This is a genomic window from Microcoleus sp. MON1_C1 (assembly GCF_036701945.1).
Classification (GTDB): Bacteria; Cyanobacteriota; Cyanobacteriia; order Cyanobacteriales; family Microcoleaceae; genus Microcoleus.
Genome location: NZ_JAUBRO010000019.1, coordinates 8,257 through 32,008, shown reverse-complemented (window position 1 = coordinate 32,008; position 23,752 = coordinate 8,257). Strand labels below are relative to the sequence as shown.

Below are 23,752 nucleotides of genomic sequence, written 5' to 3'. Positions count from 1 at the left end.
AGTAAAAAGTCTCGCCAAGTTAGAATTAGGAGAAGCAAACATTATGACAATAGCAACTGCCAAGGATAGCAAAGCCAAAATTTTGCAAAACTTTCAGCAGATTTTAGCAGACAACAAAAAGATCGAATCCAAAGTAGAAACCAAAGAAGAGTCAGCCGAAAAAGCCAAAAACAAACAACTCCTCGAAGTCGCTTCCACCTACACAATTGACAGCATTGTCAAAGGCTTGGCTGACTTGCAATTAGATTTCGGCAGCATCACCAGCGGACTTTCCGAAAAACTGAAGGCGGAATCTTCAAAATTAGACGAATTAAAACGCGCGATCGAAATAGAAGCCCAACAATTGCAAGAGTTGCAGCAAATCAGAGTTGTAGCAGACTCCCTCCACATTTTAACTCAAGAGCACCGAGAAAAACTGACCCTGCTCGAACAAAACAGCGCCAACCAGCGCGAACTTATCCAAAAAGACACCACCCAAAAACGCAAACTTTGGGAAAAAGAACAACAAGAGTTTGACATAGCAATTCAAGAAGAGATTGCACTAACAACAAAAGAACGCCAGCGGGAAGCAGCAGATTATCACTACGAATTAGAACGCACCCGCAAAGTCGAAACTGACGAATACGAAGAAACAAAACGCAAACTAGAACGGGAATTGCAGCAATCTACTCGCGAAAAAGAGAAAAACTGGGTAGAACGCGAACAAGTCCTGAGTGACAATCAAGCGGAGTTTGAAGAGAATCAAAAGAAAGCGGCTGGATTTGAAGAAGAACTCAAACAGGCTTATGTCAAAGCGAAAGAAGAAGCAATTCAAGAAGTTTCTCGCGAAGCTAAAGTCAAGGCAGATTTAGTCGAGAAAGAATGGGAAGGAAGCAAGCAGGGATATGAATTGAAAGTGCAATCTCTACAGCAGACAATTGGGCGACAAACCGAACAAATCGCCGAAATCTCTGCACAATTGCAAGCGACGATGAAGCAAGCGCAAGACTTGGCAATGAAAGCTTTTGCTACCAAAGCTTAAGGTTTGTAGCTCAATTTGTGATAATAATCGGCGGTTTCAACCGCTCCTTGTCAAACAAAGTCCGCCGATGCGGACTAACAAAGTTAGGAGATGAAAGCGATGGCGAGAATGAATGACAAAAATACGAAGGCTGAAATATTAGAAGCTTATAAACAGTTGGAACAGGAAAAAAATGCACTGGATTCGCAACTGAAGCAGCTTAATAACGATAAATCGACCAAAATTTCTCAACCAGAAATCGCAGTCCAAGAACTAGCAATAGCGGAAGCAAGAAAAGCAATGGCTTTAACTGAAAGCAAACAGAAAATGCAGGGGACGATCGACAATTTAATCTTACTGCAATTTGGCTTCGGTGCCGCTGTCAGCGAACTGTCGGAAAAACTGACAACAGAAGCGTCTAAACTGGGGGAATTGCAGCGAACTGTCGGCGACGAAATCCAACAACTGCAAGAGTTGCATAGTTTAGAAGATGTTGCAGAAGATACGCTGGACAATTTAATCCAACAATACGAAGAAAGCGCCAAAACATTTAGTGCGGAACTCAGCGAACAACGCGAAACTGTTGAACAGGAATTGTTGGAACGCCGGCAAGCCTGGGAAAAAGAGCAGGACCTGCAAAAGTTGGCCGTTAAAGAACGCAATGAGAACCACCAAAAAGCTCGCCAGCGGGATGAAGAGTTGTATGCTTACGATTTGAATCTTCAGCGAAATCTGGACATCGAGGAATACCAACAGCGCCAGAAAAGGCTGTATCAAGAAATGGAAGAGTTTCAGCAAGAACAGGAGAAACAGTGGGCGGAACGCGAAAAATCTATTTCGGAACGCGAAAAACTTTATGCTGAGGTGAAAGCGAAGGTAGAAGCTTTCCCGAAAGAACTGGAAGCTAATATCAAGAACGGGAAAGATAACGGTCGCAATATTGGCAATTATCAAGCTAAAGTTAAGGCTGATTTGTCTGCTAAAGATATTGAAGGGCAAAAGCAAAATTATGAACTGCAAATTCAAGGGATGTTGCAGACAATTCAAAATCAAGATGCGCGCCTTGCTAGCTTGTCGAAACAACTGGATTCTGCTTTGAAACAGGTTCAAGATTTGGCGGTGAAGGCGATTGAGGGAGCATCGAATTTGAGTTCTTTGCAAGCAGTCCGGGAAATTGCGATCGAACAAGCGAAGACTCAGCAGAAAAATAAGTAGATCGGACTCGGCGGTTGAAACTGGGGCTACACCAACGAAGTAGATAAGAGTCGGCGGTTGAAACCGCTGCATAGAGTCAAACTCTCGTTAGCGGAGGTGGACTGGGAGAAGTAGGGTGCGCCTCGGCGCACCTTACGCTATTTTGAGAAAAAACAAGCTTTCGTTAGTGGAGTTTTCAAACTGTCCACTCGCTGCGCGCCTTCCTTGAGGCTCAAACCCTATCTACAGCGTTGAAATATTTAGTAAAAAGCCCGATCGCACTGTTCACTTACCGAAACTGTCCCTTCCTCTCCTGACCGCTTCACTCACGCTCTCTATTCTTTAAGTTAATGAACCAAAAGATATATTTGACTTAGAGGCACTATGCAGAAACAAATCATCCGCCAAAAAGATACTAATGCTTGGATACTTCAGTGCTGGCTTTCTTTTATTCTTGCCATTTCCGCCACTACAGTAGGTATCATTTATTTACAGGTAGATCCCTGGCAAAAAGCTTTTATGGGTATGGGTTTAACTTTTTCAGTCGGCTCGTCTTTTACTTTAGCAAAAACCATTCGGGATAACAACGAGGCAACAACATTAACTGCCAGAATTGACGAAGCTAGAGTTGAGAAAATTCTTGCTGAACACCATCCTCTCAAATAAATTTGACTATACAATGTATACAAAAAACAGCCCGCGCGGGCTGTTTTTGTTCTTTGAGCCACAGGTTTCAAGCTGCGGATGGGAATTGGGGATTTCAATGCCTACCTTTGAACTTACGATCGCGCAACTTATTCTTTTGTCGCTGGCGAATACCGGCCTTAACTGTCGCCATATCCACCGGAAAACCAACGACAGGCATCACCTGATCCTTGCGTTCTTCTTCCAGATTCTTGAGTTCGGTATAATCAACCCAGTGAATGCAATTCACCGGACAAGTGTCGATCGCCTCAGCAATCAACTCTTCAGAATCCCCGTCTTGTCGAACTACGCGCGATCGACCGTAATCCGGTTCAATATAAAAAGTATTGCGAGCAACGTGAGCGCAGTGCTTGCAGCCAATGCAGGTAATCTCATCAACATAGACACCTTTTTGGCGCAACACGCCGCCCAATTCCGGTTCCAAACCAGAGCGATCTGGCGCATCCCGCAAAAATCCTCCCAACTCCGGCTCTAAACCAGAGCGATCGCTTGCTGTATCTATTCCGAGTCCAGAAAGCTCAGACATTTAGACCCCCACAAGAGTAAATAAGTCCGCGAAAGCGGACTTTGATGAGACAAGATTGCAAAAATCTCGAAAAATTATTAAGCGCACCAGCGTTGCACCACCAAGCGGATCGAACCGTCTTGATTTTGCTTTTGCTCAGAAATTTGGAAACCCTGCTTAGCGCTTTCATTCACCACAGTATGGTAAGCGTAGCGCTGAGTCACCTTATTCAGAAAACGGTCTACAGACCAAGCTTGCTGCCAAAACTGCAAGTCAGCCACTAATTCATACTCAGTCCCGTTCCAGCTAAAACCTACGTCGTAGCCGTTTTTTTGCTCAATCACGATCTCAGCGGTGCTGGTGAGGCCGCGATAGCCCCGCACCTCAGTGGGGCCCGACTTCCAGTCGATACCCAAGTCAGTTAAAGCAGCTTCCAAAGAATTCAAATTGCGGATCTGGGTCTTAATTTGGCTAAAATGTGACATGGTGGTTCCAAAAAAACTTAAGTGAACTCAACAAAAAAAATTACCAATCGCTAAAAGCCACTTGGGCCGTCGCTTCGGCTGACTGATGCAGCGCTTGCGTGAAATATTCAGATGTTGACTCTTGGTGAAGCACCACGCCGAGCTGAGCTTCAATTGCAGCCGTTACCTCAGCACAGGAAGCACCGACAATGCCGGTGACCGTTTCCTGTACGCGGCCATCTGGATAGATCACAAACTCTAGTGTTTCCATAATGCGGGCTGACTGAATAGGAATATTGAGAACAGACACCGACACCAGCAAGCCAGGGACGATGCCTCCTGAAGTAGCTTCTTGAGAGTTGGCTGACTGACAAAGCGCTATATCAATTTTGACGAATTGATAGGTTTTGAGTCACAACTTAACAGAACTTATTAATATGTAGAAGCAATACATCAGTTGTATGTAAAGTTTCGCGTAGATCGTGACAGCAGTCAAGTCATACATGAGTGGTGAATATTCGCAAGGGCTATTTGGGAGGGATCGGGAGGGAAGAGCGATCGCGGAGGGTGGGTATGTAAGTTAAGTGCGGTGGGAACCGAGGTACTTAACTTACATAAAGCTAAGGTGATTGAGATTTGTCTGCATGATTGTGGGGATCGCCCAACAGCGAGAGGCAAATGCGGCTCAAATCAAGTCTTTGACGGAAGGGTTGCGATCGCGCTAATATCAGAAGTCGATCAGAAGCGCCTTCAGTAACTTCTGGTCGTGGTGAAGCATCGTCTGTTGGCTTTTTAACCTGAAGTTCCCAGCAGGAGGGAATTTCAGGTTAAAGTTTCTTAGCAGTGATACAAACCATTCCATTAATCATCTCGTTCTGAAGTACCTGTAAACCTATTTCAGATAGCCGATCGCACAACCAATTTTTATTGAGCCGCAGTTTTTGGTAAGAACTGGCACTGAATGACCAGCGATCCCCCTGTTTTTGATAGAGTAAGTCATGGACTGCTACGCTATTTTCCTGATACTCCAAGAAACAAGTGAGGATTGTAAATTCATCACTTTGTACAGGAATAAAACGCTGAGTTCCATGAAGCTCTGCTGAAACATAATCGCGGAAAGTTAAAATCAACATCCCATTCTCAATCAGCCAGCGCTCAATGTCCAAAAGTAATGAATCGACAGCACTCAATGATTCTAGGTGTGTAAGTGTGTCGCCCATGCAAACAATGAGCTGCGCCTGTTCCTGAATATGTTGCGAGAAATTAAGCAGATCTTCGTGAATGGTACGGATGGAAAGATGTTTAGCGCGATCGCGTAACTCTGAAAGTAGGGCCTCACAGAAATCTATAGCTACTACCGAAAAGCCTAATTTCGCTAAAGGAATAGATTGAAATCCTGAGCCTGCACCTAAATCAATGGCTAATCCTCGCGGTGCGGAGTCGAGCGCCAATTGACAAAAAAGAGCGTGATTTCGTTCGATCGCTGTTTCAGGATTTCCTGACATCCAACTGTAAACGGCAGCAAGTTGCTGGTTATAGTGGTCTTGTGCTGTGTTCATTATTATGCTAATAAGTTCGATGACTCGTTGAAAAGGAGCAAAATCATTCAACCCGATGGAAACTAAACCACCACTGCCACCTTTTACGCGGGAAACTGCTAAAACTAAAGTTCAAATCGCAGAAGATGACGGCAATAGTCGCGCTCCAAAACGAGTAGCTTTAGCTTACACCGAAGATTCGCCGTGGCGTAACCCTGTCTAATTTTTCAGTGGAAGGTAACAAACCAAAGCTTTCTTAAAACGAAAGTGGGCAAAAGAACTAGACTACTGTTTGAAAAATGAACTGTGGAGTTTTACAAAGAAGCTGATTTCTGTGCGCTTTGAATAGCAGTGGCACGAGGGTCAGAGTGCGGATTTGTTCCTTGAAATAATCCCAAAATATCGAAGGAAGAGGGAAATGGGAAGAGCTGAAAGGGTGGCCAAAATGGCTACAATACAGTTCAGATGAGCTTTACCGCCCTTTTACCTCGTTGATAATTTGACAGTTTTTTGGGGTGTAAACTAATATATTTTCTAACTTATTCTTGACAAAAATCTATAAAAATTACCCTATTTTTTGCCCACCTACCCACGGGAAATTTACTGTGCAAACGATAAATATGTTTGGGTTGTTTTGGACGAGCTACATATTTTTGCCCTCCCACTTTTTTGACTAATTTTCCTGCAATAATTCTCGCTGTATAAGCGATGCTTACTAACAACATTAAGGTCTATATCCTGGGTTATGATACTTGGGCATCTTCAAGGTTATAGCTACCGCTTTTATAATTTTTCAACATTTCTTCTATATCAAATCTTTGTTTATAAGCGCTTATAGCAGCTTTTAAGGTTTTTAAGTTAGTTAATATAAACCATCCTTCTTTGCCTGTGACTCCGCGATATTTTCCTTTCCATTTACAAGCGACATTAGCTTTAAATCCTTTAAATTTTGCTGGCGGGGTGAGAACCCCGCCCAAAAGCCAGACAGGGCAAAGATTTGACTCACCTGTGTTAAAAAAAGATAGGTCAAGCTAAAGTTACACTCGACCTATGCCAAAAATATGTTACCTAGATTCTATCAGACTCACTTCCAAAGAGAACTAACCCCCTCTCAATTTTTAGTTCTAGAAATAGTGCTCAATCTCTTAACCTCAGAAAAACAGGTGAGATTAGAACGACTTGCTCGCGTATTTCCGTACCCAATTACCACGCTCAAGTCGTCGCCGCAAGTTACAAAGATTTTTAGATTTACCCCAGCTTACCTTAACCTGTCTGTGGTTTCCGCTAATTACCTATTGGTGGACAAATTATTGCCAACCCGGACAGAAATTATGGATCGCGCTCGATCGCAGCCAATGGGGATGTATCAATCTGTTTATGGTTAGTCTGATATGTCCGCGAAGAGCAATCCCTTTATCTTGGTCCCTGTTACCAAAACGAGGTAGCAGTAATATCAATGAGCAGATCGCCGTCATCTCAAGTATTTTACCCTTATTTAAAGATTATCAGCTCGTGGTACTAGGCGATGTGAATTCTGTTCAGTAGATTTGGCCAACTGGCTGAGAGAGCAAGATGTGTATTTTTGCTTACGACTCAAACGAAATCATTGTATCGAAACCGAAAATATGCTGCAGGCTACGGTTAGATGAGTTAGGGATCACGCCCGGAACATCTCTATACTTTCAAGGTGTAAAAGTTAGAAAGACTAAGCCACTTGCAGGATTTGATGTTGCCGGCAAATAGAAAAGGAATTATCAAGTATGGACAGTTAACGAGGCGTGGTTTATTCTAACTAACTTAGGTAGTTTACCGGAAGCTATCGCTGCTTATAAGCAACGGATGGGAATTGAGAAAATGTTCCGTGATTGTAAAACAGGAGGCTATCATTTAGAGGGTACAGGGTTAATATAAAACCGATTAATTAAAATGATTATCTTGATTACAATTGCCTATAGTCGTGACATTATTAAAGATACTATAGTCAAAACGAAGTATTGACTATAGTATCTTTTTCGCATCAAGTAACCCCAAACAACTTATCGCAGACGCAGTACATTCGGGAGTGGCAATGATAGCCAACAGTGGGTTAATTATCTTGAAAAGTATGCTGAACCTGTGGAAGAGTTAATGAAGTTAACTCGTAATAAGCGTCACTTTTATCAAAAAGGTCTCAGGACTAGAACCTTGCTCAGGCAAGGTTTCTAGCTATATTTGTCACCCCCAGGATCGCAGCACTTGCCCTTAATTTGATGAATCCTAACCGTTTAAGACATTGGTTCGCTCATTGCTGCTACTGTACCTCATAGCATGGTAAAGTGCTGTAAATTCCGTGAGATCGCGGATGGCAGCGCTGCAGAAATAGGGGAAACTGATAGATAGGTTAAATAAAAATGAGCGAAATAAACAAGGTCGCTCGCAGTTTCAGAAGCTCTGAATCCAAGGCTGTATCTACCCCTAAACTCGCTTTTGGAGGGCGCAATATGTTGGCTTCTTTAAGGGAAACGGCTCGATCCTCGGAATACGCAAATTCCCCATCCAAAAGCTTTGTATTCAAGGACTCCCGCATCAATGAAGGTAGATATTTTGTTTCCAGAATTTGGGCTGGGCAATCTGACTGCATCGAGAAAATTACCTCGGCACTTCAAAAATATGCCTCTATCCTTATAAAGGTTGACAAAGTTCGCACAATTTCTGACAGCCGCTCGGGCCAACGTCAATTAGGCTCTGTTATCCTCAGTTCAGATTACCTCGATCCATAAAAAACTTAAGTGCCAAAATCGCACAGTTATCAAATAAGCTTGATGAGATAGCTCCGGGGCGTATCTACCAATAATGCCCTTAATGGAGTCTCCAATATGAGTTCTACATTCGCTCAGCTTAACTCGCAATCTTCTTTTAAAGAACGACCGCGGCGCTCCTTAGTCTTCATTGACTCCGGCGTGGAAGATTACGAGTCAATTGCCGCGGGAGTGCTGCCCCGACAGCAGGTAGTAATACTCGATCGCACCAAAAACGGCATCGAACAAATCAGCTCTGAAATCGAACAATACGCCTCTACTAACGGGGCTATTGACTCGGTTCACATTATTTCTCACGGCAGTTCCGGCAGCCTGCAACTTGGCAATACTGCTCTGGGTTCACATAACATAGAGCAATACAAAAGCCAGTTGGAAAAGTGGCAAACTTCACTAGCCCCACAAGCAGACATCATGCTGTACGGCTGCGATGTAGCCGCCGGTACAGGTGCTAATTTCGTCGATCGCTTCAGTCAATTAACCGGCGCTGACGTTGCCGCTTCCACCAACACAACCGGCAGCGGCGGCGACTGGAATTTAGAATTTGCTAGGGGCCAAGTTGAATCTCCCTTAGCCTTACAGCCAGAGGCTATGGCAAGTTACCGAGGTGATTTAGCTACAATCGTAGTAGCCAACAATAGCGATAGCGGGCCCGGTTCATTAAGGGCTGCGATCGCCACCGCTGTTGCAGGGGATATCATTACCTTTGCTCCAGGTTTAGCCGGCCAAACTATTACCCTCACCAGCGGTCAACTCGATATTCCCGCTGGCAAAAACATCACCGTTGACGGCAGCGCAGCACCCGGTTTAACCATCAGCGGCAACAATACTTCGCGGGTAATCGGCACAGGAGGTTCGACCAATGTTACTCTAAAAAACCTGATTGTTGCCAACGGCAAAGTTTCTGGAACCGATCCGAATAATGAGGCAACTAGCGCCGGTGGTGGCATTCAAACGGGAGGTAGCAGCACTTTAACTTTAGAAAATTGCCAAGTCAATAATAATGTTGCCGGTTTTGGTGGCGGCATTCACACGGGTTTTCGCAGTACGACAAATGTAATTAACAGCAAGTTTAGCGGCAATGACGGTTCTTTAGCTAACAATACCGAACGCGGTGGCGGTGCGATCGCAACCAAAAGCGGGGGTGTTCTGACTATCAGAGATAGCGAATTTACCAACAACAAAGGCAGCTACGGCGGTGCTGTTAATAACCTGTTGGGCAGCATGACGATCGAAAACTCTAAATTTACAGGCAACCGCACAGATAAAGGCGTTGGTGGGGCAGTTTACGTCGATGGCGCTAATGCTTCCGGGCCCAATGCAACCCCCGGCCCTGTTGCCGGAAATATTGCTATCCGCAACAGCGTTTTTGACGGCAATATCGGGACAGGAGAAGGAGGCGCAGCCTTTTTGTTTGGTTATCTCCAAGATAAAGTGGTTTTGGAAAATAGCACTTTTATTAATAACCAAGCCGTAAAGAATTCATCAGGTACTGGAGGTTCTGGAGGCGGAGTCCGCCACGGCAATGTCGATTTGACCGTGACAAACTGCACGTTCGCTAACAATAAAGCTGAAGATAACGGAGGCGGTTTGTGGTTCGGAGAAAATGGAAATGTCAGCATTGTCAACAGTACCTTTTCCGGCAACAGTGCTGCTAAGCAGGGCGGGGGGATGGTTGCTGGCAACAGAGATTTTTTTTCGACTAATATCGTCAATTCGACTTTTGCTAAAAATACCGCTGGGGAATATTCGGGAGGTATTGCTACTTTTAACGATGCTGTGAAATCGCCAATTACTGTCAAGAATTCGATTTTTGATAGGAATACGGCAAGTAATCCTTTTAAAAATAGGCAGCACACTGGACGGGAGCTCATCGATGGGGGAAACAACCTTCAATTTCCCGCTAAACTGACCGTAGGAGATCCTAATGATAGTAATGTTACGGCAAGTATTACGATCGCAGACCCCTTACTCGGCTCTTTGCAAAATATTAACGGCGCTTTTGTGCTGCCGCTGCTAGCAGGAAGTCCGGCAATTGATACCGGTACTGGTGTGGGCGCGCCGGCTGCGGATCAGCGCGGTATGAGCCGCCCTCAAGATGGTGATAATAACGGAAGTGCGATCGTTGATATTGGCGCTTACGAATTTAACCCTACAGTTACGCCGCCTCTTACTGGTTCTTTGGGTCAAACCAATAATTACAGCAGCGTCAGCGACCTGATCGCACAATGGCCGAATGCCGCCCAGAATCAAGGCATCAAACTGTCTGGGATAGCTTTTGATGGCGTGGAAACTGACTACCTTAACCCGAATGTCATCAGCAACCTCACCTTAGCAACCAACGAAAACCCTAAAAGCTGGTTGAGCTACGGCAGTACCGGTGGTATTGGTGTCCCCTCCTCTTATGATGGTTGGTTCACCGACGCCAATAAAATTCGGGCGGAAATCAACCATAACCCCAACACCAATCAATCTCAGGCGCTGAAGGTGAAATGGGCAGATAACCAAGACATCACTAGCACAACGATCGACCTCAGTGGATTGACTCCCAAAACAAGTCCTGGTTTGGGCGATCAAGGCAATGAAGTTGGTTTCCTGCAAATCTTTAATAATGGGGTTCGGGTACCGGCCACCAATTTTAAGATCGCTCGCCTCAACGCTCCGAGCGCTCCAAAACCCATTACTGTGTCTTCAGATGGAGTGACTTTCATTGGCGATCGCACCGATGGCAGTTTCAAATTCCAAATAGTAGGAGACTCTCTGGTCGGCGCTACTTTTGATGAACTGCGGTTCTCCACCAAAGCCTACGATAGCCCTACCGCTGCCTACGCCGCCACCTCCTTCAAAAGCGATGGTTCCGATTACCTAGTGCGGCACATTGAATATCAAGGGATTTCTAATGCTGTGTCTCCGACTTTCTTCTCTTACGGTTCGTCTCCCGATCCTATTATTGATGGTGGTTCTGGAGTTGTTACGATTAATCGGACTGGCGATATTTCGGTTTCGGCTTCGGTGGACTATTTGATTGTTGCCCCTGGTGGTGGTCAACCTGTGAACAACGTAGACTACAACATTAGTCCATTTTCTGTGAATCCTTCGTCCGGCACGGTGAACTTTAATCCGGGTCAAACTAGCGTTAGTCTGACGATTAACAATCTTCCTGGTTTGACTGGTGGGGTGGTGAATTTGGGCTTTGGCCCAGGTTCGATCGGCGCTCCGGCATCGACTGCAATTACTCTGCTTTAAGGCTGTTAGTAGGGCGAGGAATCCTTGCTCTACTAATATGTCCCGCAAGCAATTAGATGCTTTGGTAGCGAGGCACAGTAATGGTTTAATATTAAATCAACCTAACTTTTCGAGTGGAAAGTATGGACTGTCTTAACTGTCAAAGCGATTTTTTTAAATGGAAAGAGTTCTTACGGTAAACATCGATTTAAGTGTAAAAATTGTAGTCGTCAGTAAGATTGAAAATTCTCAATATAAGCAGATTTTACTTCTAAACTAAATCCTTATCTGAGCGGCTGATTTTAGAAAAAACTTATTGAGCCGGAATTGCTATAGCTACGGGGGTATCCATTCGATAGCTTAAGAATTATGTAAATAAAAAGTATGCCGAAAATTCTGGGAAAATTTTGGTAATGAAAAAACCGAAAGTTCATTGACTTTACAGGTAGATGAAATGTGGTCACTTGTCAAAAACAAGCGAAAAAAGCAATGGCTCTGGATAGCTTTCGATCGAAATACCCGTAAAATTGTTGGACTTTATATTGAAGAGCGCTCAAAAAAATCTGCATCCATGCTCTGGCAATCTCTACCTCGTGTCTATAGACAATGTGCTGTTTGTTATACGGATTTTTGGGAATATTCTTCAGAAGTGCTACCTTTTAAAAGACATCGACCTGTAGTAAAGAATCGGAAAAAACCAGTCATATTGAAAGACTTAATAATAGTTTACGGCAGCGAATTTCTCGTTTGGTTCGTAAAACCTTGTCTTTGTCAAAAAAACTGCTTTCACCATATTGGGGCAATTTTTAACTGTGAACATCACTATAATTTTTGCATAAGAAAACGATATTTTTACTGTGCATGACTACCAACGCTAGTTTATGTAGAGAGCAAAAAGCTTGATTATCATTACTATGCAGGACTACCAAAATACTATTGACTATTTTGCCAAACTATAACTGAAAAAAGCTACAACATGGTTCAGACATTCGCGGTATCGCCCTCGAAGGCGTTCCAGACGAACAGGTTAACCCCACCCCGGAAATGGCGACAATTTTGGGTCAAGCCTTTGTGAGTTGGCTGGTGCAAAAAGTCAATAAATCAGTCGCAGAATTAACGATCGCGATCGGGCGCGACAGCCGCCTATCCGGGCCAATCTTAATGCAGCCAGTCATAGCGGGTATCACCTCAGTCGGCAGCCCAGGCTACGACTTTGAAATGGCTTCAACTCCCGCCAAAAGTTTGAGCATACCTGAACAATTTTTAGAGGAGCCACAGTATGGCTCAAATACTGTGCTTGCTGCGTCAGTCCTGAATATTGCTATTTCCTTGCCGCAGCATTGGATCTGGGGTCTAAAGCGTCTCGCAGCCCGTCGCCCAAAAGATTGAAACCCAGAACAGTCAAGGTAATCAGCAAACCGGGAAACAAAATAGTCCAAGGAGACGAAAGAGCGTATCCGCCCTTAAAAGCATCAGAAAGCATCGTCCCCAACTCAGGAACCGGCGGCTGTGCGCCCAAACCCAAAAAACCCAAACCCGCAGCTTCTAGTGTCGCCGTACCAGTCGAAAGAGTTGCTTGTACAACTAGAGGCGCGAGACTTCCCGGCAAAATGTGGCGAAAAATAATCCGCAAGTCGCTAGCGCCCAAGGCCTTGACAGCCAAAACAAATTCTTGTTCCCGCAGAGACAGCACCATACTGCGAGTTAAGCGGATGTAAATCGGAATTTGCACGAGGCTGACAGCGATAATTACGCTTTGCAGGCTCGGCCCGGTGACGGTAACAACGCCGATCGCCAGTAAAATCGAAGGAAAAGCTAGCAAAATATCCGCCAAAGTGCCGATCGCAATTTCCAGCAACCCCCGAAAATACCCGGCCACCAGCCCCAAAACCGCTCCCACAATTAAACCCGCACCCACAGAAAGCAGGCTGACGAGTAAAGATATCCCCAATCCGTGCCACACCCGCACCAACAAATCTCGCCCCAAACCGTCGGTGCCAAACCAATGTTTAGCGCTAGGAGCCACCAAGCGCGACAAATAATCTCGATCGACCGCCGGATCGTAAGGAGAAAGTAGGGGGGCCAACAGTGCCGAGATCATCAGCGCTACAGTCAAAATTAAGCCGATTTTCCCCGAAGTCGATCGCCAAAATCGTTGAAAAGCTGCTTGTGGAAATACTAAGTTTTTATTCACTCTTCGATTTTCCATCGAATGCTGTCACCAAAAAACAGAGGACTTGGGCAACTATTAGGATAAATTAACGATCGCGATCGCAGAAATACGTTAACAAGACTTCTTCCGGGAGACCAAAAACTCGGTGCGTGTATTACCGTCCACATCCAATTGCATTTTTCGCGCCAAATGGCGAATGCCTGAGTCCTTCCTTAAAGACGCTTTAAGATATAGAGAACAAGATAAATTTAAAAGCGCAATGACATCCACCCTACTCAAATCCTCCTCCCGATCGCCCCTCAACGCCCCAACAATCCGCCATTTCCCCAACGGCCTCACCGTTATAGCCGAACACTTGCCGGTCGATGCTGTTAACCTCAGCGTGTGGCTCAATTTAGGCTCAGCCGTCGAACCAGACGACATTAACGGTATGGCTCACTTTTTAGAACACATGATTTTTAAGGGAACTCCCAGCATTCCCAGTGGCGAATTTGAGCGCGCGATCGAGCAACGCGGCGCTGTCACCAATGCTGCCACCAGCCAAGACTACACTAACTACTACATCACCACAGCCCCTAAAGATTTTGCCGAACTAGCTCCCCTGCAAGTCGATGTGTTGCTCAACGCCAGCATTCCCGACGACGCCTTCGATCGAGAACGGCTGGTAGTGTTAGAAGAAATTAGACGATCGGAAGACAATCCCCGCCGCCGTACCTATCAGCGATCGATGGAATTAGCCTTTGAAGTCCTGCCCTACAAGCGACCGGTACTCGGCCCGACTGCGGTAATCGAACAGTTGACAGCCCAACAAATGCGGGATTTCCACAGCAGCAGATATCAGCCAGGGGCGATGACAGCCGTAGCTGTAGGCAATTTGCCAGTCGAGCAACTAATAGAAATTGTCGCAGACAGTTTTGCAGCAAAAAGTACAGCACAACACAACAAAATAAATGTGCCTGCTGTCGGCAACTTTCACCCAGAACCCCAAATCCTGAACTACGGCCAAGAATCGCCGTTTACAGAAACAGTCCGCCGCGAATTTGTAGACTCTGCCCTTCAGCAAGCCCGACTGATCGTGATGTGGCGAGTGCCAGGTTTCATGGAAATGTCGGAAACTTATGCCCTGGACGTTTTGGCGACAATATTGGGTCACGGCCGCACAACTCGCTTGGTTCAGGATTTGCGCGAAGAAAAAGGGCTAGTTTCGTCAATTTCGGTCAGCAACATGACTCAGCGACTTGGCGGTGTATTCTCGATTTCCGCTCAACTAGCGACAGAAAACTTGGCAGCAGTGGAAGCTGCGATCGTCCAACACATCCGCACTCTCCAAACCGAACTGGTGACAGATGCCGAAATTTCCCGCATCCGCACCCAAGTAGCAAATCGGTTTATCTTTGGTAACGAAACTCCGAGCGATCGAGCAAGTTTGTACGGTTACTATCAGTCGATGGTAGGAGATATCGCTCCCGCCCTCAACTATGCCGCCTGCATCCAAGCTCAGACTGCCGAGGATCTCCGAGAAGCCGCCGTCAAATATCTGTCTCCCGACGCGATGGGTGTTGTGGTAATTCGCCCCGACGAAGCATAAATCTGACTTCGCCTCAACAGGGCAATTCTCCCATCCCTCTGCTTTTGAGCCATCCAACGGCATTCGGCATTCGGCAGAAACAATGTCAACGCGCACGAGGGATTTTTAGTCAATAGTGCGTGAAATTCGATCGACCCGCGCCTTGAAGGTTTTGTGTCAAATAATTAATATGAAGCCTTTAAGGTATGGGCGATCGGCAAAATTACCGTAATTTTATGAGACGAGAAACTGGGAATTATTGACGAGTCAGCAATTTAGTCTAGGGAAGCCGGATCGATCGGCGATCGTAATTCTAAAATCTAAAATCTAAAATCAAAAATCTAAAATCTATTGCTCGGCAAAATTACCGTAATTTTATGAGACGATAAATTGGGAATTATGCACGAGCAAGCAATTGAGTCTAGGGAAACCAGATTTATCGGCGATCGTAATTCTAAAATCTAAAATCTAAAATCTAGAATCTAAAATCGATTGACAGGGGCACGCAAGCATGAAATTACAAAACTTTCTCAACTCAAAAATTAGGTACGATGCCAAAGCAATTGCTGCAGACGACGAACTCAGTGGTCAAATTCAAAGCCGCCTCATTGACCTGGGTTTACTGAAGCCTCCCGTAGACGGAATTTTTGGCCCTCTCTCTACCGCCACCCTCCACCGATTTCAAACTCTGATGAAGTGCGGCGAACCGGGTTTTTTGGGAGCAGTCACAGCCAAAAAGCTGATTGAAACCAAACCAGAGGAGATTCCCACACATCCCCTGATCCTGAAAACGCTCAGAGACACCATTTTTAAATCAAAACCGCTGGCGTCTTCTCAACTTCACGACTCGGAAAAACAAGTAATACCAGCCGGAAAAGAGTTTGAGATTCTGGCTTTTGCTCCGGCTCGCGGTCACATCAGAGTTGCTCTCCGCAACGAGTCTTTCAAAGGTTCAGGAATTTGGTATGTTTTTGGAGCACACGCTCAAATTACTCAAGACAGCGTTCTGTTTTATCCCAAACCGAATCCCCCAACTGTCAGGCTGGGCATTCCTTACCGATCGCAACTGGATAACTTGAATAATCCTACAGGTTCTTGCAATGTAACTTCATTAGCGATGTGTATGGACTTTTTGAGGGTGCCACGGCGCAAACAAACCGGGCAATATGAAGACGAACTCTACGAATATGCGATCGCCAAAGGTTACAGTCGCTGGGACCCCTACGATTTAGCAAAGATTGTTAAAGATTACGGCGCTCAAGATTTCTTTACCGAGAATGCAACTATTGATGACGTTCAAGATTGGCTAGCCAGTGGAAATCCCGCTGTCATCCACGGATACTTCACGTCTTTCGGTCACATTATAGTTGCATCAGGCTACGACAGCGAGGGATTCTTCGTTCACGATCCCTATGGCGAGTGGTTCCGAAGTGGCTACGATACAAGTGTCAGCGGTGCTTACTTGCACTATACTTACCGCTTAATCCGCAGCCTCTGTATGCCTGACGGGAATTTTTGGGTTCATTTTATCTCTAAGTAATTGGGAATTGGGAATCGGGAATTGGTAATTGGGAATTGGCATTGTTACTACTGACTAATGATACTAAACCCGGGGTTATTAACTTCTTTATCACTAAGCGCTTGAAACGGCTAGCAACGCGAGAACACAAACGAAGTTCCTCTCTAAAAGACTAAGAGATAAAGAAAGTATTTAACCCGCATTTGATATAACAACAGTCAACAGTCAACAGTCAACAGTCAACAGTCAACTAACTATTAATTTTCATGCTTAAATCGAGCCAAGTCGAGCGCGTAATCGGAGCACTGGTAGAAATATAGTCAACTCCGGTTTCGGCTACACTTCTAATTGTTTCTAAAGTAACATTGCCGGAAGCTTCAATTTTTACCCGCTCGCTCTTTTCGCGAATTATTGCCACAGCCTGCCGCATCAAATCCAAGGACATATTATCTAACATGATAATATCGGCTTTGTGCTGCAAAGCTGTCTCTACTTCAGGCATAGTTTCGGTTTCGACTTCGATCGTCAGCGGATAGGGGATAGAATTGCGAATTAGGGCGATCGCCTCTGCAATTCCCCCAGCCGCCGCAATGTGATTGTCTTTAATCATCACCGCGTCATCTAATCCCATCCGGTGATTGCAAGCACCGCCGACTTGAGTTGCGTATTTTTCCAACAATCTCAATCCAGGCGTCGTCTTGCGCGTATCCACTAATTGCACGGGTAAATCGGCAATTTTGTCAACATATTTCTGAGTTAATGTAGCGATGCCGCTCAAACGCATTGCCAAGTTTAATGCTACTCTTTCTCCGGTTAGCAGCGCATCGAAATTGCCGGAAATCTCGGCGATTACTTCTCCTTTTTGGCACAGTTTCCCTTCCGGTACTTGGGGGATGAAACTGAGGCTGCTGTCTAAAAGTTTAAATGTGCGATCGGCAATTGGCAATCCGGCTATGACTCCAGCTTCTTTGACAATCCATTTAGCAGTACCCTGGATGCTGTTTGCGGGAAATAAGGCCGATGTTGTGCGATCGCCCCTACCGATATCTTCTAGTAGCCAGTTGTGCAATAGGGATTCTAAAACTATCCAAGGCGGTAATATTGCTGTCATGTTTTCTTTGTTGTTATATCAAGATGATATCTACTAGGAAGAATAGTCGATCGGGCGATTTTAGGCAAGTTGCAAAATAATCTGGCCACGCGGATGTTTTTGTTGGCTTAATTATAGTTTGCTCAACAGACGCAGTTTTGTAGTCAATCACCTGTTGACAAAGTTGGGTGTCGCTGATTTAATAGAGTGAGTTTGCTTTGTCGCAAGGAAAATTGGCGCCAAAGAAACAAGCTCATCTGATTTATGAGCAAGCACAGGCTTTGGGGTGGGCCACTAGGGCTAAGGGTAAGTTTGCTAGTAAATTTGGAAGTAACGAACTTGATAAATTAGAGTTCGGATTTGATTATTTCGCCTAAAAACTACATTCAACCTACAAATACTTAGTTATGACTCACCTAAATATTTCTCCTCTCAACCGTCGCTCTTTTCTTAGTTATGTTGCTTTAGGTACTTTGGTTTTATTGACAAAAGACTTGCTTGATCCAGCTAGCGCTATGGCTGATAGCGAGGTATCAGATAAAAATCTTTCTAGGTTGGAGACATATCATATTTTTGTTCCTTATACCACAGCCCGCAACGGAGGAAAAGAAACATTTACTTTGCGATCGGGAGAACCTTGTCAGGTAGCCATTCCCTCCAAAACCCAAGATAGCCAAGAGATTACCATCAAAGGGCGCGGTCAAGAAGGTAAAGATATTACTGTAGTTTTGCATACCTTATACGATAGACAACTCGGAATAAAAGAGGAAATTTACCAAGAAATTGACAAAAATACGCAATTTATCAAAGAAGCAAGCAAAGCTAAATGCAAATTTGTTTATGAGCAAATCGAGGATGGGGAGTATATTAACGATGTGAGTGCCTTGGATTTTCTTGATTATGTGATATCGTCCTCAAAGCTAGACAGCACAATTAAAGAGCGTTACCAAATCGCAAGTAACAATTCGCGCTTACTCGGAACTGAGCAAGCCATTGAAATGGCATTAAGTCAATCTAAACTAACTGAGGCAGAAAAGAAACTAATTAGAGGAACTTTTGCCTCCGTCCGTGCCAGCGAACCGGTTCCTGACTTTAAGGCTCTCACAGAGATTGACTCAATTGTTGCCGCGTCGGCACTGCCTTTAGAAATCAAACAATACTACCTTTCAGCCAGTACCAAGATAGCAGCCTTAACAGTGGACTTTATTGTTGTAAAACTGATCAAGGACAACCAAAAATTAACTCCCGCTCAACAGGAAAAGTACCTGTCAACTTATCAGCAGGTACGTGCTGGGAAAAGAGTAGAAGATGCCGCAGCTTTAAAATCCCTAGACTCATTCATCAGTAATGCTGAAATTCCCGAAAATGCTAAAGTTGTTTACTCAATGGCAAGCAAACACAATTTAGATAATCAAGTTGCTTCTGGTGAAAAAGCCGATGCTTTTGTCCCAACTGCTCAAGAATTCCAAAAACTGATGAACGATGCTAAAAAAAGAGGAGAAGCAATTGTTCCAGTTGCTCAGAAAATACTGAGTATGATCGGAGTAAAAACAGCAACAGGTGTCACTATTAGTAGTTTATCAGGAGGGGCTGCAACCAACGCGACTTTAGCTTTTCTAGGTGGTGGTTCTGTCGCGGCTGGTGGTTTAGGAATGCTGGGTGGTTTAGCCTTCGTAACAGGAGGCTCCGCGCTAATAGGAGCAGCAGGAATACTTTCTATTGCGTTAGTTTCAGAAATGGATAGCGCAGACCAAAAAAATCTGGGAATTGCAATTGGTACAGGAACAATCGCCGGTACTGCAACTGTTTTAGCTGCTTGGACTGCTGCGACTGCTTTGGAAGTAGCCGGTACATTGTCTGGTGCTGCTGCTCTTACTGCAACTATTTCGGCTCTTGGTGGACTCAGTTTAATCACGGGCGGTTCTGCTCTTGTTGCATGGGGTACTGCATATATGATTTGGTTATTGCTCAAATCTGAAAAGACTCACGATTCATCTGAAAAGACTCGCGATTCATCCGTGCTGCACCAGTTAGAAACTCGAACCTACACCTATACTGAAGATATAATTCCCGGTTATTGGGGAGAAATTTTTCAAAAGAATGTAATTCCAAAATCTGGCATTAAAGAGGGATTTTCTGCTCCTAATATCCCCTTAGATAAACTGTCAAACGCCCTGTCTTCATGGCTATCTATTGACTCTGGAGAAAAAGTAATTGCGTTGATAAACAATAGTGTTTTTAATGATGCCAAAGAGGGGGTTGTATTTACCAACGAAAAAATGGCTTGGAAAGTATTTCTAGTTTCAGAAGCTGATTCAATTAACTATGAAAACTTAGCAACATTTGTAAATAAGGGAAGCAAATTAACTTCACTGCTCTCTGACGCCAAGCAGAAACAGGAATTGTCTAAGTTGAAAAAAGTAGTAGATATTTTGTCAGACGAGAAATACTCTACCAATTTATCTAAGTTGCAAGAGTTAGTAACTATAGTGGGTAGTGACAAAAACTTATCGGATCTGGTTTCTAATGAGAAGTATAAAAACAAGTTGCCACAATTAAAAAGTGCTGTAGCTATTTTATCCGACGAAAACTACAGTCAGAACTTGTCTAAGTTGAAAGATGTTGTAGATGTCTTATCTAATGAACCTGATTTAGTAAAATTTTTCTCGTCGCAATTGGTGTCACAGCTATCTGACAAGAACTATACCAATGACTTGTCTAGGTTAAAAAAGGTAGTAGATACGTTTCAAAACGAATCTGACAAGGACAATTTCACTAAATTGCTTCGACAAATCGGTCAAAAATATAGCACAGTTTAGGCAGCAACTTTTGCCCGCGATTCTAGCTATGAGGAAGGCGGAAGGCGATCGCCCACTATTGACAGCTAAAATAAGGGCGATCGCTTGTTATGATTGTATTAAAATAAAAACGACTGGAATGGGCAATTATTATGACTATTCGTGATATTGCGATAGCCAAATTGCTGCAATTTTCCGAATCATTCTTGCCATAAGTTAGCAACTTTATCGACTTTGGGATGCACAATCACCCAAATAGAATAGCTGAGCCCAAACTCCCAGAGGATATTGCCAAAGCTTGGGCAAAATGGTTCGAGGAAGTCGATCGCTACTTACAACAAAATTGTGTGTACCGCATATAAATGGAATATGCTGGATCTACTTCAATCTTATCCAAAGCTGGTTGAAGATATTTCCGATTCCGCAATAATCTTTGGAATTTCCTAGGCTGATTTCTTTGATGAATCTCTTTCCCATTCTTATTGCTAAAACGAATTTTACCCCTGATTACCTATTTTCCTCTGCTTAGAGTCACAGAAGAGCGTTAATCGGCCTATCTTGTATATTCCTAAAAATTGCGGTGTTTGAAAGGTTTAGGCTCAGTTTCTCTCTCGAAAGCGTACTGGCATTCGATCTGACGGATAAATTAACAGGTTTTGCTGTAATTGTTCCAGAGAAGAACGACCGTTGACTAACTCCCAATCGAAGTGGCGCACCAATAATGCTAACATCATCGTTCCTTCCAGCATTGATAGATGCTCTCCTAAACAACGATGCGACCCTGAGCCAAAGTCTATCATTGGCAGTGAACTTGTTTCCTTATTCTTGTCTAACCAACGTTCCGGCAGAAATTCCTCTGGATGAGCATAAACTTCTGGATCTCTTCCGGCTGCAAGCATTGACCAGGATACTCTCGTCCCACGCGGAATCACTGTACCGTCAATTACAGTATCCCGTTGAGCCTCTAATGTAGTTGAGCCGGAGGCAACTGAATAAAGCCGCAGTGTTTCTTTGATAATGGCACGAATATAAGCCAATTCTTTGAGATTTTCTAGGTTAATCCCGCTTTGTTTTTGCCAAACTTGGTCAACGATGTCCCGTGCTTGTTGAAACACTCTTGGATTTAAGCTCAACTCTCCAAGTGCAAAGGATAAAGTATGGGCTGTGGTGTCAGTCCCAGCTATTAATAGTTCAATGGATTCTGAAATTAAGGTTTCCCGATCGTATTTTGGCTCTTTAGCCGCGATTTTGACTAACATTGATTCCCTAAACAAACTACTGACTTGTGGGAAATCATTTTGATTTTGTTCTCTCATCTGTAAAGCTAAGTCTACGCGGGGAGTAAGGAATTCCGTTAAATATCGCCTTGCTGCCCAATAATCCCGTGAATTCTGAGTTGGCAAATATTTCATCCATCTTTTCTCGCCCGTAGCTTGTCGCAGGAATCGATAACCTACAACAGACATCGCTTCGTATACCTTGCTAACTTCCAGGGGGGAACCTTCCTGACTGGTACTATTTCTATCTACAGGAATACCTAGTACAAGAGAGGATATCACCCGCATTGTTAGTTCCACAAACAGAGGATCTACCTCCACTTCTTTTGGGGGTGCAACTTGTTTGAGCGTCTCAATGACTTGTTCGCAAGCTTGGCTAATTATTTCCAGATATTTGGAAAGATTGCTCGAACTAAATTCCGGATTCCAAGCCTTGCGTCGCCACTGCCACTCGGTTCCAGTTTCTCCAAGCATAATAGAACCGCTGATATCGTTCCATGCTTCGCGTAATTGCTTGGGTCTAATTAAGCTACCATCTCTCATTCCATTGATAATGGTATCTTCAATTACTTTTGGTTTACTTAAAATCACAACTGGAGTCCTGCCATTCCAGATGACGTACATCGGGCCTAGCTGCTGGCTCCAATCAAAAAATTGCTGAAATAATTTCTTCTGTTTTACTGCTGCTAATATTTGTGGCAGATTTCCTAACACCCAATATTGGGGAGGCGAAGGGAGTGATTGTAGCGATTTATACGTTTCCTTTCCTTTCCACCATCGCCAACTCACTATAGACGCTATGCTAGTAAAGCCTAATACTATTACTAAATATGACAAGAAGGAAGAAGAACCATTTATTTGAGAAGTAATGCTTTGAAACATAAATCTGCCCAAGTCCATAGTTTTTTATTACCCATATACTACCTTGAAAGGGAGATTAAGTAAGTCAACCTAATTAAATATAAAACGTTCGACTTGGTAATTGCCTGATGTGGCTCTAGCATTAACTCCTTTAATGATGGCCTGGGATAATTCCTACTCGTCTTTAAATACGCAACAAGCTCTGGACTTACGCACTTGTCATATTATAAACATCTGTAACTCACCAAAAAACTAAAGCCCTTTTCCGTTGTTGCGGGAAAAGAGCTTTAATTTATTATTAACCTGGCACTGAGCTATTTTACCGGGCAGTGACCCGCCGAGTATCTTCGCCATAGCAACGTTTAACAACCGAGTTCGGGATGGATCGGAGTGGTTCCATTACATCATAAGCACCAGGAAAGCTTTGAAAACTTTTAATCCTGTGTCTGCGTTCGGCTTAATGTTAAGCTTGATGCGCTGCATCTCTTTCGCTCGACTTAATTACTGTATCAAGTTTCCCCTAGTCTGTCAACCCCAAAGTCAAAAGTTTTTTTCGAGCGCCCGAAACCGCTGGAATTATCGGGGTTTGAGGCCGGGTTTGAGGGTGCGAGCGATCGACCTTTAACTCACAAATCTAAAAACGTCGCATGACACCCTGTTCTCTGCGAATCTTCCCATCCTTCACAAACCACGCTACGACCTGCTTAACTGTTAATTGTTCGATCGCCCTTTCGGCTTCTGTGACAATTTGCCTCTCATGCCACAAAGACGCCGCCACCAAATTCGTAAAAAACTTTTCAAAACTCGCATCAAGTTCGAGCGACCCAACATCTGTTCCTGGCCCAGAATATTGAGATTTCTACAAAACTCGCACCAAAGACCTCTCTAACAATTCTTGTGGGGAGTAGGGGTTAGGCATCCTGCCGACCCTAGACGAGCTTTTGTGTAGATGACTAATAATTCACCAAAAAACTAAAGCCCTTTTCCGTTGTTGCGGGAAAAGAGCTTTAATTTATTATTAACCTGGCACTGAGCTATTTT

19 protein-coding genes, 1 rRNA gene and 2 pseudogenes are annotated in these 23,752 nt (G+C 44.2%); 12 read left to right on the top strand and 10 right to left on the bottom strand.

The features are described 5' to 3' along the window. Positions 1-43 precede the first annotated feature (43 nt). The 3 genes from QUA62_RS12865 (at position 44) to QUA62_RS12855 (ending at position 2,860) form a co-directional block, all read left to right on the top strand. Positions 44-1,021, top strand: a complete 978-nt coding sequence (locus tag QUA62_RS12865) for a hypothetical protein (protein WP_333404442.1) — start codon at positions 44-46, stop codon at positions 1,019-1,021. 99 nt (positions 1,022-1,120) lie between these two features. Further along, positions 1,121-2,215 carry a hypothetical protein gene (locus QUA62_RS12860; RefSeq protein ID WP_333404441.1) on the top strand — a complete coding sequence of 365 codons (1,095 nt, stop codon included), beginning with the start codon at positions 1,121-1,123 and terminating at the stop codon, positions 2,213-2,215. A gap of 363 nt (positions 2,216-2,578) precedes the next feature. After that, positions 2,579-2,860, top strand: coding sequence for a YiaA/YiaB family inner membrane protein (locus QUA62_RS12855; protein WP_190662287.1), 282 nt, complete (start codon positions 2,579-2,581; stop codon positions 2,858-2,860). 94 nt (positions 2,861-2,954) lie between these two features. On the opposite strand, the gene QUA62_RS12850 is transcribed toward QUA62_RS12855, so the two are convergent. The 4 genes from QUA62_RS12850 to QUA62_RS12835 form a co-directional block, all read right to left on the bottom strand. Then, positions 2,955-3,425 (bottom strand): ferredoxin, encoded by a 471-nt coding sequence (locus QUA62_RS12850; protein WP_333404440.1) that lies wholly within the window; start codon positions 3,423-3,425, stop codon positions 2,955-2,957. Positions 3,426-3,502: 77 nt separating this feature from the next. After that, the gene (locus tag QUA62_RS12845) at positions 3,503-3,889 is read right to left on the bottom strand and encodes a DUF1257 domain-containing protein (RefSeq protein WP_190662290.1); all 387 of its coding nucleotides are present in this window, start codon (positions 3,887-3,889) and stop codon (positions 3,503-3,505) included. Positions 3,890-3,929: 40 nt separating this feature from the next. Further along, complete coding sequence (locus QUA62_RS12840) at positions 3,930-4,139, bottom strand: DUF2997 domain-containing protein (RefSeq protein WP_015176940.1); 210 nt, start codon at positions 4,137-4,139, stop codon at positions 3,930-3,932. 556 nt (positions 4,140-4,695) lie between these two features. Next, positions 4,696-5,478: a methyltransferase domain-containing protein gene (locus QUA62_RS12835; protein WP_333404439.1), complete on the bottom strand. Its 783-nt coding sequence runs from the start codon at positions 5,476-5,478 to the stop codon at positions 4,696-4,698. A 4-nt stretch (positions 5,479-5,482) separates the two neighbouring features. Between QUA62_RS12835 and QUA62_RS12830 the strand changes: the two are divergent. Next, positions 5,483-5,755: pseudogene (locus QUA62_RS12830) on the top strand (DUF1348 family protein). A gap of 394 nt (positions 5,756-6,149) precedes the next feature. On the opposite strand, the gene QUA62_RS12825 reads toward QUA62_RS12830, so the two are convergent. After that, positions 6,150-6,383 carry a hypothetical protein gene (locus tag QUA62_RS12825; RefSeq protein WP_333404438.1) on the bottom strand — a complete coding sequence of 78 codons (234 nt, stop codon included), beginning with the start codon at positions 6,381-6,383 and terminating at the stop codon, positions 6,150-6,152. Between the two features lie 84 nt (positions 6,384-6,467). Between QUA62_RS12825 and QUA62_RS12820 the strand changes: the two genes are divergently transcribed. The 5 genes and pseudogenes from QUA62_RS12820 to QUA62_RS12800 all read left to right on the top strand — a co-directional run bounded on the left by QUA62_RS12820 (position 6,468) and on the right by QUA62_RS12800 (position 12,815). Then, on the top strand, positions 6,468-6,791 hold the full coding sequence (locus QUA62_RS12820) for a hypothetical protein (protein ID WP_333404437.1): 324 nt from the start codon (positions 6,468-6,470) through the stop codon (positions 6,789-6,791). 1,005 nt (positions 6,792-7,796) lie between these two features. Continuing rightward, positions 7,797-8,165, top strand: a complete 369-nt coding sequence (locus QUA62_RS12815; RefSeq protein WP_333404436.1) for a hypothetical protein — start codon at positions 7,797-7,799, stop codon at positions 8,163-8,165. A 96-nt stretch (positions 8,166-8,261) separates the two neighbouring features. Further along, positions 8,262-11,447: a DUF4347 domain-containing protein gene (locus tag QUA62_RS12810; protein WP_333404435.1), complete on the top strand. Its 3,186-nt coding sequence runs from the start codon at positions 8,262-8,264 to the stop codon at positions 11,445-11,447. A gap of 122 nt (positions 11,448-11,569) precedes the next feature. Next, positions 11,570-12,291, top strand: a pseudogene (locus QUA62_RS12805) (IS1 family transposase). 122 nt (positions 12,292-12,413) lie between these two features. Further along, positions 12,414-12,815, top strand: a complete 402-nt coding sequence (locus QUA62_RS12800; RefSeq protein ID WP_445301660.1) for a hypothetical protein — start codon at positions 12,414-12,416, stop codon at positions 12,813-12,815. Here QUA62_RS12800 and QUA62_RS12795 read toward each other — a convergent pair. Continuing rightward, positions 12,748-13,620: an ABC transporter permease gene (locus tag QUA62_RS12795; RefSeq protein WP_333404434.1), complete on the bottom strand. Its 873-nt coding sequence runs from the start codon at positions 13,618-13,620 to the stop codon at positions 12,748-12,750. The genes QUA62_RS12800 and QUA62_RS12795 overlap by 68 nt on opposite strands. Before the next feature lie 238 nt (positions 13,621-13,858). Here QUA62_RS12795 and QUA62_RS12790 point away from each other — a divergent pair, with 238 nt between their 5' ends. Both QUA62_RS12790 and QUA62_RS12785 read left to right on the top strand, forming a co-directional pair. After that, the gene (locus QUA62_RS12790) at positions 13,859-15,187 is read left to right on the top strand and encodes a pitrilysin family protein (RefSeq protein WP_333404432.1); all 1,329 of its coding nucleotides are present in this window, start codon (positions 13,859-13,861) and stop codon (positions 15,185-15,187) included. Positions 15,188-15,677: 490 nt separating this feature from the next. After that, positions 15,678-16,706 (top strand): C39 family peptidase, encoded by a 1,029-nt coding sequence (locus QUA62_RS12785; RefSeq protein WP_333404430.1) that lies wholly within the window; start codon positions 15,678-15,680, stop codon positions 16,704-16,706. A gap of 229 nt (positions 16,707-16,935) precedes the next feature. Here QUA62_RS12785 and nadC read toward each other — a convergent pair whose 3' ends face one another. Beyond that, positions 16,936-17,796 (bottom strand): carboxylating nicotinate-nucleotide diphosphorylase, encoded by an 861-nt coding sequence (gene nadC / locus QUA62_RS12780; protein ID WP_333404428.1) that lies wholly within the window; start codon positions 17,794-17,796, stop codon positions 16,936-16,938. Positions 17,797-18,182: 386 nt separating this feature from the next. On the opposite strand from nadC, the gene QUA62_RS12775 reads away from it, so the two are divergent. Then, positions 18,183-20,594 carry a hypothetical protein gene (locus QUA62_RS12775; RefSeq protein ID WP_333404426.1) on the top strand — a complete coding sequence of 804 codons (2,412 nt, stop codon included), beginning with the start codon at positions 18,183-18,185 and terminating at the stop codon, positions 20,592-20,594. A gap of 578 nt (positions 20,595-21,172) precedes the next feature. Here the strand turns inward: QUA62_RS12775 and QUA62_RS12770 are convergent. The 3 genes from QUA62_RS12770 to QUA62_RS12760 form a co-directional block, all read right to left on the bottom strand. After that, positions 21,173-22,732, bottom strand: a complete 1,560-nt coding sequence (locus tag QUA62_RS12770) for a cytochrome P450 (protein ID WP_333404425.1) — start codon at positions 22,730-22,732, stop codon at positions 21,173-21,175. A gap of 280 nt (positions 22,733-23,012) precedes the next feature. Further along, positions 23,013-23,129: ribosomal RNA gene (rrf, locus tag QUA62_RS12765) — 5S ribosomal RNA — on the bottom strand. 216 nt (positions 23,130-23,345) lie between these two features. Next, positions 23,346-23,489 carry a hypothetical protein gene (locus QUA62_RS12760; protein ID WP_333220725.1) on the bottom strand — a complete coding sequence of 48 codons (144 nt, stop codon included), beginning with the start codon at positions 23,487-23,489 and terminating at the stop codon, positions 23,346-23,348. Positions 23,490-23,752 lie beyond the last annotated feature (263 nt).

Excerpts from the sequence above, each read along its gene's own strand:
- QUA62_RS12770 (WP_333404425.1), bottom strand. The coding sequence starts at position 22,732 with ATGTTTCAAAGCATTACTTCTCAAATAAATGGTTCTTCTTCCTTCTTG.
- QUA62_RS12850 (WP_333404440.1), bottom strand. The coding sequence starts at position 3,425 with ATGTCTGAGCTTTCTGGACTCGGAATAGATACAGCAAGCGATCGCTCT.
- QUA62_RS12860 (WP_333404441.1), top strand. The coding sequence starts at position 1,121 with ATGGCGAGAATGAATGACAAAAATACGAAGGCTGAAATATTAGAAGCT.
- QUA62_RS12855 (WP_190662287.1), top strand. The coding sequence starts at position 2,579 with ATGCAGAAACAAATCATCCGCCAAAAAGATACTAATGCTTGGATACTT.
- QUA62_RS12785 (WP_333404430.1), top strand. The coding sequence starts at position 15,678 with ATGAAATTACAAAACTTTCTCAACTCAAAAATTAGGTACGATGCCAAA.
- QUA62_RS12790 (WP_333404432.1), top strand. The coding sequence starts at position 13,859 with ATGACATCCACCCTACTCAAATCCTCCTCCCGATCGCCCCTCAACGCC.
- QUA62_RS12810 (WP_333404435.1), top strand. The coding sequence starts at position 8,262 with ATGAGTTCTACATTCGCTCAGCTTAACTCGCAATCTTCTTTTAAAGAA.
- QUA62_RS12775 (WP_333404426.1), top strand. The coding sequence starts at position 18,183 with ATGACTCACCTAAATATTTCTCCTCTCAACCGTCGCTCTTTTCTTAGT.
- QUA62_RS12840 (WP_015176940.1), bottom strand. The coding sequence starts at position 4,139 with ATGGAAACACTAGAGTTTGTGATCTATCCAGATGGCCGCGTACAGGAA.
- QUA62_RS12845 (WP_190662290.1), bottom strand. The coding sequence starts at position 3,889 with ATGTCACATTTTAGCCAAATTAAGACCCAGATCCGCAATTTGAATTCT.
- QUA62_RS12820 (WP_333404437.1), top strand. The coding sequence starts at position 6,468 with ATGTTACCTAGATTCTATCAGACTCACTTCCAAAGAGAACTAACCCCC.
- nadC (WP_333404428.1), bottom strand. The coding sequence starts at position 17,796 with ATGACAGCAATATTACCGCCTTGGATAGTTTTAGAATCCCTATTGCAC.
- QUA62_RS12815 (WP_333404436.1), top strand. The coding sequence starts at position 7,797 with ATGAGCGAAATAAACAAGGTCGCTCGCAGTTTCAGAAGCTCTGAATCC.
- QUA62_RS12865 (WP_333404442.1), top strand. The coding sequence starts at position 44 with ATGACAATAGCAACTGCCAAGGATAGCAAAGCCAAAATTTTGCAAAAC.